The following is a 13,224-nucleotide window of genomic DNA, read 5'->3' on the forward strand; positions in this document are numbered from 1 at the left end:
CCATGAACGAATTTATGAACGTGAAGCAGGTGGCGGAGTACCTCGATCTCAACGAGAAGAAGGTCTACCAGCTCGCCAACGAGGCGCGCATCCCCGCCACCAAGGCGACCGGCAAGTGGCTGTTTCCGCGATCCCTGCTCGATCGCTGGCTGCTCGGCAGCTGCCACGAGGGGGTGATGAACGACCGGCTGCTGCTGGCAGGCTCGGACGATGTGCTGCTGCACTACGCCAGCAGCCGCTTGGCCCGGCAGCTCGGCACCCAGGCACTGGTGGGCTACACCCCGTGCGGCACCCGTCAGGGGCTGGCGATGCTGGCCCGCGGCCATGTGGATCTCTGCGCCATCCACTGGGGGCAGGCCGAGGAGGCGCACCTGCGCCACCCGGCGCTGGTGCAGCAGTATCAGGGCCACCGGCAATGGGTGATCGTTCATGGATTCAGGCGGGTGCAGGGGCTGGTGCTGCGGCAAGGGCTGCAACCCAAGGAGGCGAAAGAGGCGCTCGACTGGCGCTGGGCCATGCGCCAAGAGGGGGCTGGCAGCCAGCGCGCCCTGCAGGAGTGGCTGCAAACCCAAGGGGAGTCGCTGACCCGGCTGGAGCGCACCCTCGAGGTCAACAGCGAGCGGGAGCTGGCCGCCGCCATCAGCCGTGGCGATGCCGACGTCGGGCCCGGCGCCCAGAGCACCGCCACCGAGTTTGGCCTCGGCTTTATGCCCTTGTCGCAGGAGTGCTTCGATCTGGTGATGCCGCAGGGGGTCTTCTTTCGCACCCTGCTGCAACAGCTGATCGGCTGGCTGCAATCCCCCGAGGGGCGCGAGCTGGCGGCCCGCCTCGGCGGCTATGACCTGACCCAAAGCGGCAAGCTGGTGTGGAGCCCGCAGTAAATAACCACTCACCCACCGACAAAACAGCCCGTCAACCATGTTGACGGGCTGTTTTTATCACGGGCTTGTTTATAAAGGGATCAATCCCCTGTCTCACGCCCCTCGGCATTGAGGGCGATGCGCCACCCTTCCAGTTTCGCGGGCTCGCTACCGCTGGGCAGCAGGGCGTGGCTGCGCAACCGCACGGTAAAGCAGCTCCCCTGCCCCGGGGTGGAGTCCACCAGCAGCTCGCCGCCCCAGCGGCTGATGATGCGGTGGCTCAGGGCCAGCCCCAGCCCGGTGCCGGTGGCGCGGGTGGTGAAGAAGGGGTCGAAGATCTTGTCGATAATGGCCGCCTCGATGCCGCTGCCGTTATCGATCACCCGCACCAGCGCCCCCTGCAACACGCCCGCCTCATCGAACCAGTCGTGGCTCTCGACCCGGATCTCCCCCTTCTCCCCCAGCGCGTGGCTGGCGTTGACCAGAAGGTTGATCAGCACCTGCAACAACTGCTGGCGATCCGCCTCGATGGGCTGCTGGGCCCTGAGATCGGCCACCAGCTCCACCTGCTGCTGACGCAGGGCGGAGCGCACCAGCGTCAGGCTCTCCTCGATGATGGGGTTGAGGTGCTGCCACACCGGCGCCGTCTCGTAATCGCCAGGGCGAGAGTATTGCAGCAGGCTGCGGGTGATGGCACGAATGCGCTCGATCTGGGCCAGCACCAGTGCCAGCTCCTCGCTGACCGGCTCGGCCGCCTCCCCCAGCTCCAGCTTCATCAACTCCACATTGCCGAGGATCACCGCCAACGGGTTGTTGATCTCGTGGGCCACACCGGCCGAAAGCTCGCCAAGGGCCGCCAGCTTCTCGCTGATCAGCAGCTGCTGGCGCGCCTCGGTCAGCATATGGATATGATCTTCCAGCTCGGCAGTCTTGAGCTCGAGGCTTTGGGTACGCTCGGCCACCTTCTGCTCCAGCTCGTCGGCGCTGCGGGCCATCTGCTGCTGATGCGCTTCTTGCCTGTCCAGCATGGCGTCAAACTGGCGACCGAGTTGGGCCAGCTCGTGGTCAGGATCGAGCGCCAGCGGGCCGATGCGAGCGGACTCCCCGGCCTGCACCTGCCGCACCACCTTGTGCATCCGCTCGATGGGGGAGAAGAGATCCCGCGCGCCGCGATAGACCAGCAGGCCGGAGAGCAGCAACAGCAGCACCACGCCGGAGCCCAGCTCCACCAGATTGGTGAGGTAGGTGCGGATAATGGGCCACTCGAGAAAACCGACATAGAGCATGCCGAGCCGCTCGCCCCTGGCTCCCAGCAGCGGCTCGTAACCCGAGACATACCAGGCGTCGTGGACAAAGGCGCGGTCAACCCACATATCCCCTCGCCCCAGTACCTGTTCGCGCACCGGCGGCGAAACCCGGGTACCCACCGCCCGGCCCACCTGACGGCTGCTGCTGACCGGCACATTGGTGCTCACCCGCAGATCATCGAGAAACAGGGTGACCGTACCTATGCTCCCCTCTGGCAGGGTGTTTTTGGCAAACACCTGACCCTTGATCTCATCCACCAGCCGGGTGCTGCCGTTAATCAGCTCCCCCCCCTCCAGCACTGCCCAAAGGGATCCGTCGCGCCCCATCACAGGCGTCAATGACAGACTGATCAGCCCCCGGCTCTCCACCGCTTTGGTGCCATCCCGCTGCCACAGCACGGCTCGCTTGGCCAGTTGCGGGGAGAGGGCGAGCATCTCCTGCTGCGACCAGACCACGAAGTGACTGACGCTGCGTCCGGCATTCAGGGTCGTCAGCTCCTGCGCCGTCAGAGCCTGAAGCTCGGCGCCGCTACGCAGGCGCAGAAAATCGAGACCATAGTTGGCAGCCAGCGGCATCACCCACTCGTCCAGCCGGGTTGGTGACTCACGCAGCCGCAGCTGAAAAGCCCAGGCATCCCGAAGATGTTCGAGGTGCTCGGCCTGACGCTGCTGCTGCACGCTGACCGCATGATGGGCGACGCCAAGGTCGCTGCGCACCGTGGTGAGCAGGTTCTGCCAGCTGTAGGTGAGGGTCCAGTAGAGGGTGAGCGCAATCATGCCCACCAGGGTGAGCATGATGGGTACCGAGGTGAGCAGCAGCAGGCGCCAGCGCACTTTGGTTCGCACGCAGCGGGGGAGCAGAGTCAGTTTCATCGCCACCCCATCCGATCACCCTTTATCATTCGATGGCCCACTCCTTGAACTTGCGATCCAGCGTCTTGCGCGCCACCCCGAGCACCCGGGAAGCGGCCGACTTGTTGCCATCATGGCTCGCCACCACTTGCAGAATATGAGCCTTCTCCACCTCCGCCAATGGCCACTCCAGCGGGTAGCCCGCCTCGCTCCCGCCGGCTTCGGCAGGCTTGACGCTCTGCCAATATTCAGCGGGCGGCTTGCCCAGCAGCAGGCAGCGCTCAATGAGGTTGCGCAGCTCGCGTACGTTGCCGGGCCAGGGATAGGCCTGCATCGCCACCACATCCTCGTGGGTCCAGCTCAAGGAGCCCATCCCCATCTCGGCGGTGAGCTGGCGGGTAAAGTGGTGTACCAGCGCGGGGATGTCGTCAATGCGATCCCGCAAGGGTGCAACCGGCAGCGCTACTACGTTGAGGCGATAGAAGAGGTCCTCGCGAAAGCGGCCCGCCTCCACCTCGGCCTTGAGGTTGCGATTGGTGGCGGCGACGATGCGCACATCCACCGATAATTCGCGCTCGGCCCCCACCGGGCGAATGGCCTTCTGCTCCAGCGCCCGCAGCAGGGAAGCCTGCATGGCAAGGGGCATCTCGCCGATCTCGTCCAAGAAGAGCGTCCCCTGATGAGCGACCCGGAACAGGCCGTCACGCCCCTTGCGGGCGCCGGTAAAGGCCCCCTGCACATGGCCAAACAGCTCGCTTTCCAGAAGCTCCGGGGCGATAGAGGCGCAGTTGAGGGGCACAAAGGCCCCCACCCGGCCAGAGAGCTGATGCAGGGCGCGGGCCACCAGCTCCTTGCCGGTGCCGGATTCCCCCTCCACCAATACGGCGGCGTTGGAGGGGGCCACTCTGGCGATGAGCGTCTTGAGCTCGCGGGTCTTGGCACTGTCGCCAATCAGGGTGGGCGGGAACAGCTTGCTCACCTCCCGACGCAACAGCAGGTTCTCCCGCTCCATCTGACGGCGCTCGATGACTCTGTCCACCGCTTGCACCATCTGCTCCAGGTTGAAAGGCTTGAGGATAAAGTCGCAGGCTCCCAGACGCAGCGCCTTGAGGGCGGTCTCCATATCACCAAAACCGGTCATGAAGATGATGTCGCTGCGACGGGTGCCGGGCTCGATAGCCTCGTGCCACTCGATACCGGAGCGTCCCGGCATCCGGATATCGGCGATGATGAGATCGAAGTGAAGGCGGCAGCGCAAGGCTTCCGCCTCCTCCACACTGGCGGCTGTCTCTATCTGGGCGAAACGCTTGGCCAGCGCCTTGGCCAGAAAACTGCGCATGCCGGGCTCATCGTCAACGATAAGCAGGGAGAGGGCAGACCAGAGACCGGGAGAGGCTGTCATGGAAAAAAGTACCTCGAATACAGGTAAGGTCGAAGAATGTCCCGATAACCGGAACCTTTGTGGGACATTTTGTCCTTACCGTATCAAAAGCACCAACACCAATTATTAAAAGCGATAACCGGCTCACCTAATTGCCACCATTAAATAACTGTTTTTTAAGGGCAAAGAGCTAATCTCTGTTATCAGAATCAGTTTGGCACCCCGCTTGCTTGGTCGTTTCCTCTCTCACCGACCCTGAAAGTTGCATCACGATGACGATTAAAACCAGCCTCAAACGTTTTGCCCTCTCCCTCGCCGCCAGCCTGCTGATCGCCGGTGCGGCCCACGCCGAAGCGGATACTAATGCCACAAAAGCGCCGATCCGCCTCGCCACCACCACCAGCACCGAGCAGTCCGGTCTGCTGGGCTGGCTGCTGCCCCAGTTCACCAAAGAGACCGGTTATCCGGTGCAGGTGATGGCGGCCGGTACCGGCCAGAGCCTGAAGATGGGCGAAAACGGCGACGCGGATCTGGTGATGACCCACGCACCGTCTGCCGAGAAGAAGTTCGTTGATGCGGGCTTTGGCATCGAGCCGGTTCACCTGATGTACAACGACTTCGTTATCGTCGGCCCGGCGAAAGATCCGGCGGGTCTCGGCAAACTGCACGACGCGTCCAAGGGGCTGCAAGCCATCAAGGAGCAGGGCCAGACCTTTATCTCTCGCGGTGACGAGTCCGGTACCCACATCAAGGAGAAGACCCTGTGGCAAGCCGCAGACGTCAAACCCGAGTTTGCCGGTTACAAATCCATCGGCCAGGGGATGGGCCCGACCCTGACCATGGCCTCGGAGCTCGGTGCCTACACCCTGACCGACCGCGGCACCTGGCTCGCCTACCAGAGCAAGCTGGATCTCGCCGTACTGCTGGAGGGTGACAAGCGCCTGTTCAACCCCTATCAGGTGATCCTGGTCAACCCCAAGCGCTACCCGGATCTCAACACCGAAGGGGCCCGCACCCTGAAGAACTGGCTGATCTCCGAGCATGGCCAGAAGTTGATCGGCGACTTCAAGGTGGCGGGTCAGGCGCTGTTTGTGGCGGATGCCAACGGGAAATAATGGCAACGCTGACCGCTGAGCTGACCTTGCTGGCCCTCCCCCGGTTCGCTGAGGGAGGCGCCTGATGCCTACCCTGCTCGACACGACCCTGGCGGCCCTTGCCCTGCTGTTCAGTGGTGACACCGAACTGTGGCAGGTGGTGGGGGTCTCCTTCTCCGTCTCCTGCATCGCCCTGCTGCTGGTGCTGCTGCCCGCCTTGCTGCTGGGCTTTGCGCTGGCCTATCTGCCGCTGCCCGGCCGCTGGCTCTGGCTCTCCTGCATCAATACCCTGCAATCGGTGCCGACCGTGGTGATTGGCCTCTTGCTCTATATGCTGCTGTCGCGGGCCGGCCCCTTTGGCGACTGGAAGCTGCTCTTTACCCAGCAGGCGATGGTGGTGGGGCAGATGCTGATCGCCTTCCCGGTGATCGCCACCATGGCCCACGCGGCGTTTGTCCAGAGCGATCGGCGCGCCTGGGAAACCGCCCTGACCCTGGGGGTCTCCTGGCCCAAGGCGCTGATCGGCCTGATGCGCGAGTGCCGCTTTGGCCTGCTGGCCGCCATCATCGGCGCCTTTAGCCGCATCGTCACCGAGGTGGGCTGCTCCATGATGGTGGGGGGCAATATCCTGCACTTCACCCGCAATATCCCCACCGCCATCGCGCTGGAGACCCAGAAAGGGGCCTTCACCCAGGGGGTGGCGCTCGGCATAGTGCTGCTCACCCTCGCCCTCTTGCTCAACCTGCTGCTGACGGCGTGCCGTGGCCACAGCTATCTGAAGAACTGACCATGCCCCCACTGCGTATCAACAGGAGTACCCCATGGCCCTGACCGCCCACCAGCTAACGATGCGCTTTGGCGAGCGCCAGCTGTTCGAGATTGACCGGCTCGCCATCGCACCGGGGGATGCCATCTGGCTGCACGGGGCCAACGGGGTGGGCAAGACCACCTTGCTCAAGATCCTGGCGGGGCTGCTGACCCCCACCCGCGGCTACACCAATCTGCCGGGGCGCTGGCAACAGCGGCTCAACCGGCTGCTCAAGCGGGGTCTGGGGCCGGGCCGGGTCACCTATCTGCACCAGACTCCCTATCTGTTCGATCGCACGGTGCACGACAACGTGGCCTGGGCGCTGGATAAACAGCTCGGCAGCGAGATCCGGGTGTTCGAGGCGCTGCGCCGGGTCGAGCTGGAGGGGCTGGCGCGGGAGCACATCAGCATTCTCTCGGGTGGCGAACGGCAACGGCTGGCGATGGCTCGAGCCTGGGCGCTGCAACCTGCCTTTCTGCTGATGGATGAGCCCACCGCCAATCTGGACACACATTCGGTTGCCCTGATGGCCGCATTGGCGCAAGATCTGCGGGAACATGGCAGCGGCCTGGTCGTCATCAGCCACCAGAGCAACGCCCTGACCGACCTGTGCGAGCGGCAATGGACCCTCGCCCGTGGCCAGCTGCAAGAGACGACCCCTTTAAAAATCATCGAGCGACATGACTTCAAAAAGCGACAGCCACTCTGATCCCGTTGCCGTATCAGCCGTGATCCTGGCAGGAGGCCGCGCCACCCGGATGGGGGGCGAAGACAAGGGATGGGTAGCACTGGCGGGACGCCCTCTTATCGACCATGTTTTGGCGCGCCTGCGCCCCCAGGTGGATGAGGTTCTGATCAACGCCAACCGCAGTCAGGCCCGCTATCAGGCGCTGGCCCCGGTCATCAGCGATGACAACAACGACTATCTCGGCCCGCTGGCGGGCATGCAGGCAGGTCTTGCTGCCGCCCGTCACGACTGGGTGTTGTTTGTCCCTTGCGATGGCCCCGCCCTGCCGCTGGATCTGATGAGCCGCTTTCGCGCCGCCCTGACCCCGGATACCGAGCTGGTAGTTGCCCACGATGGCGACTGGTTGCAACCCGTGGTGGCCCTGCTGCACAAATCCCTGCTCCCCTCCCTCACCGCTGCGTTGGCAGAGGGTGAGCGCAAAATCGATATCTGGTTTGCCCGCCACAATATGGCGGTGGTGAGCTTTGCCGATCAGCCGGATGCCTTTATCAATCTCAATAGCCCTGCCGAACTGGCCGCCTACGAGGCCCGTCTGCTCGCCCCGGCTATCGACCCCCAACAAGGAGTCACCTCATGACCCCGGCCCCCACTCTTCCCCTGCTCGGCTTCGCCGCCTGGAGCGGCACCGGCAAGACCACCTTGCTGGAGCAGTTGATCCCCCTGCTGGTGGATCGCGGCCTGCGCATCGGGGTGCTCAAACACGCCCACCACGACTTTGATATCGACCAGCCGGGCAAAGACAGCTATCGCCTGCGCAAGGCGGGTGCCCAGCAGATGATGGTCGCCTCCCGTCGTCGTCATGCTCGTATCATTGAGACGGAACTGGCCGAAGCCGATTTTCGCCAGCTGCTGGCAAGCTTCGATCAGACAGAGCTCGATCTGCTCTTGGTCGAGGGGTTCAAGCACGAACACTTCCCGAAAATCGAGCTGCACCGCGCCGAGATTGGCAAGCCGCTGCTCTTCCCCGAAGACGGCGACATCATCGCGCTGGCCAGCGATCAGCCCCCACAGAGTGGCGAACAACAGCAGACAAGCCTGCCCCGACTCGATATCAACGATCTGGCGGCTATCGCCGACTTCGTCTGCCGCTGGCTTGACGGCTGCCAGAGCAAGGAGCCTGAGGCGGGCAAGGGCTTTCTCTCGGTCGAAGCGGCCCGCAACGCCATTCTGGCGGCCCTCACCCCGAGCACGGCCTGCAGCGACAAACCGTTGGCCCAGTGCCACGGCGCCGTGCTGGCCGCCGATTTGATAAGCCCCATCAATGTGCCGCCCCATGCCAACTCGGCGATGGATGGTATTGGCCTTCGCAGCGACGATCTCGCCGCCGGTCGCTGGCAGCTGGTGGGGGAAGTGCTGGCGGGCCAGCAGCGCCACGAGCCTGTGCTGGCCGGTCAGGCGGTGCAGATCATGACCGGCGCCCCGCTCCCCCCCGGTGTCGATACCGTGGTGATGCGGGAAGAGACGCTGATTGAAGGTGAGTGGGTCACGGTCACCGCCCCGATCCGCGCAGGACAGAATGTGCGCCTCGCCGGGGAAGATCTCGCCAAGGGGGCGGTCGCCATCCCGGCCGGTACCTGGCTTGGCGCCCCCCAGCTGGGGCTGGCGGCATCACTCGGTCAAGCCAGTCTCACGGTGCGCACCCCGCTGAAAGTGGCGCTGTTCAGTACTGGCGACGAGGTGCAGGCACCGGGCGAGCAGCTCGCCTCCGGCCATATCTTCGACAGCAACCGCTTCACCCTGATGGCCCTGATTCGCGCCGCCGGTTGCGAGGTGATGGACCTTGGCATCATTCCCGATGACAAGACCATTCTGCGCCAGCAGCTGGAGCAGGCCGCCGCCAGCGCCGATCTGGTGCTGAGCTCCGGCGGAGTCTCGGTAGGCAACGCCGACTTTATCAAGCTGGTGCTGGCGGAGCTCGGCCAGATCGATTTCTGGCGCATCCAGATGCGGCCGGGCCGCCCGCTCGCCTTTGGCAAGCTGGGGCAGACCCCCTTCTTCGGCCTGCCGGGCAATCCGGTGGCAGCGATGATCTGCGTGTTGCAATTTGTCGAGCCCGCCATCGCCCGCCTACAGGGCAAGCGGTGGCAGCCGCTGCGCCTCTCGGCACTGGCGGACGAGAAGATGAAGAGCCGTCCGGGGCGCACCGAATTTCTGCGCGGCATCTTCCATCAGGACCGTAACGGCCAGCTGAGGGTGCGCACCACAGGGCCACAGGGCTCGGGTATTCTCAGCTCTATGGCCGATGCCAACTGCCTGATCGAAATCGTACCGGACCAACCCGGGATCGCCATTGGCGAGCGGGTCTGGATCCACCCCTTGCAGGGACGACTGGCCTAAATCCCGACGGGGCGTCGGCCGGATGCACGGCGCCCCGTCACCCACCTGACAGGAGGCAGACCGTGCGTCTTGATGCCCCCCTCTCCCGACTCGATCTGCTGGTCTATGGCCGCTACCGGATCGTCCATGGCCTGCGCATTGCGCTCGCCTTTATGCTCACCTTTCTGCTGACCCGCGAGCTGAAACTGCCGGAGAGCACCTGGCCGCTGATAACCTTGGTGGTGGTGATGGGCCCCATCTCGTTTTGGGGCAATGTGCTCTCCCGCGCCCTGCAGCGGGTGGTGGGCACCATCTTCGGCGCCAGTTGCGGGGTCGTGGCGCTTTATCTCGAGATCTACTCGCTACCGCTTACCTTGATCTGGTGCGGGTGCATCATGTTCCTCTGCGGCTATCTGGCCCTCGGCAAGCGCCCCTATGTGGGGCTGCTGATCGGCATCACCCTGGGAGTCACCACGGGGGCCATGCCGGGGGACATAGAGACGGCGCTGTGGCGCAGTGCCGACGTGATACTGGGCTCACTGCTGGCGCTGCTCTTTTGCAGCATCTATCCCCAGCGCGCCTACAGCCACTGGCGGCTGCAACTGCACCAGATCCTGCAGCAGTCGGGGCGGCTCTATCACACTCACCTCTCCCCCAATGTGCTGGAGCGCCCGCGCCTCAAGCACAATCTCTCCCAACTGCTGGCACAGACCGGCAAACTGCGGGCCCTGCTGGCCCCTGCGGCCAAGGAGACGCGCCACAGCGTCGCCCTGTTTGATGCGGTGCAGGTCACCATGCGCAACACCCTCTGCACTCTTGAGATGCTGGCCAACACCTACTGGAACGATCGGGAGAGCCACTTCCTGATGCAGAGCACGGCTGCGCTGCAAGCCTGCCATCTGGCCACCGAGGAGGCGATCAACCAGCTTGCCCTGATGATGCAAACCGGCGATGGTCGCGGCGCAGATGCCACCATCGCCCGCCTGCACGAGGTGGCGACCCAGGTATCGCTCCCCCCCAATACCGAGGCGGCCATCAATGGCTACCTCTGGCTCAACGTCCAGCTGACCGAGCAGCTGACTCACCTGCGCCGCCTGCTGGGTCTGATCCTCACCCCGCCCCATCGCAAGCAGCCGGACTAGACCCAATGCAAAACGCCCCGCAGTTGCGGGGCGTTCTTGTCGGCATAGGCACTGATGATCAAGCCGCCGTGCGGGCGTTCTCGCTCATCTGCTCCAGCTCTGACCGGGTCAGGGTAGAAACAAACTTGCCATCAAAATAGATATCCATCAGCTCACCACGCTTCTCGCCGCGCATCATGCTGCTGCGACCATCCAGATAGTGCACCTCCATCTGGGCGGTACTCTCGTCCGGGTAGCTGATCTCCACCTCGCGCACCCCTTGCGGCAGCATGGCCAGCGGCACCGTCTTGAGGGCCGGATCCAGGTGCTGGTTCACCTTGATCACCGGATTGGCCTTCATGTCCACCACTGCCGGGGATTTGCCGGTGATGGGGTTCTTGCCAGACCAGAACTCGATGGTATTGAAAATGAACAGGTCAGCGGTCGCGGCCAGACCGTAGACAGGGGAAAGCAGCATAAAGACACCGGCCCGACCGTAGCGGTTATCCACCACGCTCAGGTTGCCCTTGGTCACCATGCCGGAAAGCCCCATCTGCCCCATACAGCCGCCCAGCCCCATGCTCGCGACCATAACCAGCAGGGCCATTGCCCGCCCCTTCTGTTGTAAAGCCATCTTGTTCTGTTCCTGCTCTGAAATAAATGAGGCGGCAAGCCTAATCAAGGGGCCAGAAGAGGACAATTCACAATGGCGGGACGATACAGGAGGGGTTCAGATTGGCATATCAAGTGCGCAATAAATAAGCACCGATGGGATTATCATCCGATCGGTGCCTCGTTCAACAACCAATAACCGTCAGGAGCCGATGGCCAGATTGGAGACTGTCTCGGTCACATTGATGGCGCCCTGCTCGATCTGCGCCATTACGCCACTCACCTCGCCGATCTGCTCCTTGCCACGCTGGGCACTGGCGGCCACCTCATTGATGTTGCCAGTGATCTGGGCCGTCAGTTCGCGGTTTTTCTGAACCACGCTGGCGATCTCGCCGGTCGAGAGGGAGGTGCGCGCAGCCAGCTGACGTACCTCGTCGGCCACCACCGCAAAGCCGCGTCCCTGATCGCCGGCCCGGGCGGCCTCGATGGCTGCGTTAAGGGCCAGCAGATTGGTCTGCTCGGCAATACTGCTGATGGTCGAGACGATAGCTTCAATGCTTTTCGACTGCTCATTGAGCTGGCCAATCAGGCCGGAAGTGCGACTCACCTGTTCGGAAATGGCGCTGGAGATGGCAACCGATGCCGCCAGCAGTTCAGACCCGGTTTCGGCAAAGCGGGTGGTCTCCTGCGAAATGGTCTGGGCTATGTTGGCCGCCTCGCTCACTGCCTGGGCGCGCTTGATCCGCTCTGTCACCTCACTGGCAAACTTGATCACCTTGACCACCTTGCCGCTCTCATCCTTGATGGGGTTGTAGGTAGCCTCCAGCCAGATCTCGTTACCGTGGCTGTCACGGCGACTGAACAGCCCCGACTTGAGCTGGCCGTGGGCCAGATCGTCCCAGAAGTGGGGTTGCTCGCGATAGAAGCTCTCATCGCAAAACAGCCTGTGATGCTGCCCCTTGAGCTGCGAAAGGGAGTAACCGACGCAGGAGAGGAAATTCTGATTGGCCGTCACAATCTCCCCCTTGGGGGTGAACTCGATAATGGCGAGCGCCCGATCGAGTGCCGAGATGATCGCTTTCTGACGACTCAACTGCTGATAACTCTCGGTGATATCGGAGGCTATCTTGACGACCCTGACCACCTTGCCCTCAACCTTGATCGGGAAGTAGGTAGCCTCCAGCCACAACTCCCTGCCATGTTTGTCAATGCGCTGGTAGATGCCACTGTGGGAATGCCCCTGACGCAACTGTTCCCAAAACTGGGCGTAGGAGGATGACTGGGCGTAGTGGGCATCACAAAAGATCCGGTGGTGTTTACCAATCACCTCCTGCTGGCTATAGCCCACCACACTCAGAAACAGCGGGTTCGCCTCGAGGATCTCGCCGCTTGGAGTGAAACTGATGGTAGCGACACCGACTTTTACTGCATCAATAAATGCCTGGGCCTGGGCCAACTGCATTTGACACGCTTGTAATTCCGCTTTGAGTTTGAAGTTGAACATCTGCCCTGCCCCTCTATTACCTGGTTACAACTACGTCACATCTGCATGAACTTTAGACGAGAAACCATAGAGATAACGGGGGCCCATCGATTAAGGTGCCAGGTCCCACTCCAGATAGGCCGGATTGGCGACAAAGCCGATCCGCTCATAGAGAGGACGCCCCTGCTCGCTGGCATGGAGCCACACCTTGCCCAGCTGGCGCGCGCAGGCGAAAGCTGTAATGGCATCGAGCAGCTCCGTGGCGATCCCCTGCTGGCGCCATTGTGGCCGCGTATACATGTTGAGCAGATACCCCTCCATCCCCGCCAGATTGCCGGGATAGGGCGGCCGTTCAAATAATGCCAGCGTCCCTGCCGCCACGATCTGTTTGCCGCCCTCTTGCGTATCGGCCTCAGCCAGCCAGGATAAAGCACTCTCTTCACTCATCGCCCGGGTAAAGTAGTCAAGGGTGGCATGCCACAAGACTGGGTCTGCCTGCGGCGTCACCAGCTCACCGACCTCACAAAACAGCTCCATGCGCAGCGCCACCAGTGCGGGAATATCTGCGGCCCTTGCCTGACGAATGATCATTGGCTGCTCCTTTTCTCTCATGGGAAATTTCGCCAGCCGTCATTATGACAA

12 protein-coding genes are annotated in these 13,224 nt (G+C 63.0%); 7 read left to right on the top strand and 5 right to left on the bottom strand.

Annotation, left to right across the window (positions count from 1 at the left end; genetic code table 11):
• Window positions 1-14 precede the first annotated feature (14 nt).
• Window positions 15-881 carry a helix-turn-helix transcriptional regulator gene (locus tag G5315_RS09025; RefSeq protein WP_104014986.1) on the top strand — a complete coding sequence of 289 codons (867 nt, stop codon included), beginning with the start codon at window positions 15-17 and terminating at the stop codon, window positions 879-881.
• An 80-nt stretch (window positions 882-961) separates the two neighbouring features.
• Here the strand turns inward: G5315_RS09025 and G5315_RS09030 are convergent, their stop codons facing one another.
• Window positions 962-3,040 carry a sensor histidine kinase gene (locus G5315_RS09030; protein ID WP_421332920.1) on the bottom strand — a complete coding sequence of 693 codons (2,079 nt, stop codon included), beginning with the start codon at window positions 3,038-3,040 and terminating at the stop codon, window positions 962-964.
• A 25-nt stretch (window positions 3,041-3,065) separates the two neighbouring features.
• Window positions 3,066-4,421, bottom strand: a complete 1,356-nt coding sequence (locus G5315_RS09035) for a sigma-54-dependent transcriptional regulator (RefSeq protein ID WP_111900509.1) — start codon at window positions 4,419-4,421, stop codon at window positions 3,066-3,068.
• A 251-nt stretch (window positions 4,422-4,672) separates the two neighbouring features.
• Between G5315_RS09035 and G5315_RS09040 the strand changes: the two genes are divergently transcribed.
• The 6 genes from G5315_RS09040 (at window position 4,673) to G5315_RS09065 (ending at window position 10,508) form a co-directional block, all read left to right on the top strand.
• On the top strand, window positions 4,673-5,515 hold the full coding sequence (locus G5315_RS09040) for a substrate-binding domain-containing protein (RefSeq protein WP_421332921.1): 843 nt from the start codon (window positions 4,673-4,675) through the stop codon (window positions 5,513-5,515).
• 64 nt (window positions 5,516-5,579) lie between these two features.
• Window positions 5,580-6,281, top strand: coding sequence for an ABC transporter permease (locus G5315_RS09045; RefSeq protein ID WP_421332922.1), 702 nt, complete (start codon window positions 5,580-5,582; stop codon window positions 6,279-6,281).
• 34 nt (window positions 6,282-6,315) lie between these two features.
• Complete coding sequence (locus tag G5315_RS09050; RefSeq protein WP_421332923.1) at window positions 6,316-7,011, top strand: energy-coupling factor ABC transporter ATP-binding protein; 696 nt, start codon at window positions 6,316-6,318, stop codon at window positions 7,009-7,011.
• Window positions 6,983-7,627: a molybdenum cofactor guanylyltransferase MobA gene (mobA, locus tag G5315_RS09055; RefSeq protein ID WP_111900511.1), complete on the top strand. Its 645-nt coding sequence runs from the start codon at window positions 6,983-6,985 to the stop codon at window positions 7,625-7,627. The genes G5315_RS09050 and mobA overlap by 29 nt, the downstream gene beginning before the upstream one ends.
• Window positions 7,624-9,387 carry a bifunctional molybdopterin-guanine dinucleotide biosynthesis adaptor protein MobB/molybdopterin molybdotransferase MoeA gene (locus tag G5315_RS09060; protein WP_421332924.1) on the top strand — a complete coding sequence of 588 codons (1,764 nt, stop codon included), beginning with the start codon at window positions 7,624-7,626 and terminating at the stop codon, window positions 9,385-9,387. The genes mobA and G5315_RS09060 overlap by 4 nt, the downstream gene beginning before the upstream one ends.
• Window positions 9,388-9,449: 62 nt before the next feature.
• On the top strand, window positions 9,450-10,508 hold the full coding sequence (locus G5315_RS09065; protein ID WP_421332925.1) for an FUSC family protein: 1,059 nt from the start codon (window positions 9,450-9,452) through the stop codon (window positions 10,506-10,508).
• Window positions 10,509-10,566: 58 nt separating this feature from the next.
• Here the strand turns inward: G5315_RS09065 and G5315_RS09070 are convergent, their stop codons facing one another.
• The 3 genes from G5315_RS09070 to G5315_RS09080 form a co-directional block, all read right to left on the bottom strand.
• On the bottom strand, window positions 10,567-11,121 hold the full coding sequence (locus tag G5315_RS09070) for a DUF3332 domain-containing protein (protein WP_323912856.1): 555 nt from the start codon (window positions 11,119-11,121) through the stop codon (window positions 10,567-10,569).
• Window positions 11,122-11,301: 180 nt separating this feature from the next.
• The gene (locus tag G5315_RS09075) at window positions 11,302-12,603 is read right to left on the bottom strand and encodes a methyl-accepting chemotaxis protein (protein ID WP_421332926.1); all 1,302 of its coding nucleotides are present in this window, start codon (window positions 12,601-12,603) and stop codon (window positions 11,302-11,304) included.
• A gap of 90 nt (window positions 12,604-12,693) precedes the next feature.
• Window positions 12,694-13,173 carry a GNAT family N-acetyltransferase gene (locus G5315_RS09080; protein WP_421332927.1) on the bottom strand — a complete coding sequence of 160 codons (480 nt, stop codon included), beginning with the start codon at window positions 13,171-13,173 and terminating at the stop codon, window positions 12,694-12,696.
• Window positions 13,174-13,224: the final 51 nt, after the last annotated feature.

Origin of the sequence: Aeromonas sp. 603607 (assembly GCF_049171595.1) — a bacterium.
In the GTDB taxonomy this organism is placed as follows: Bacteria; Pseudomonadota; Gammaproteobacteria; order Enterobacterales; family Aeromonadaceae; genus Aeromonas; species Aeromonas veronii.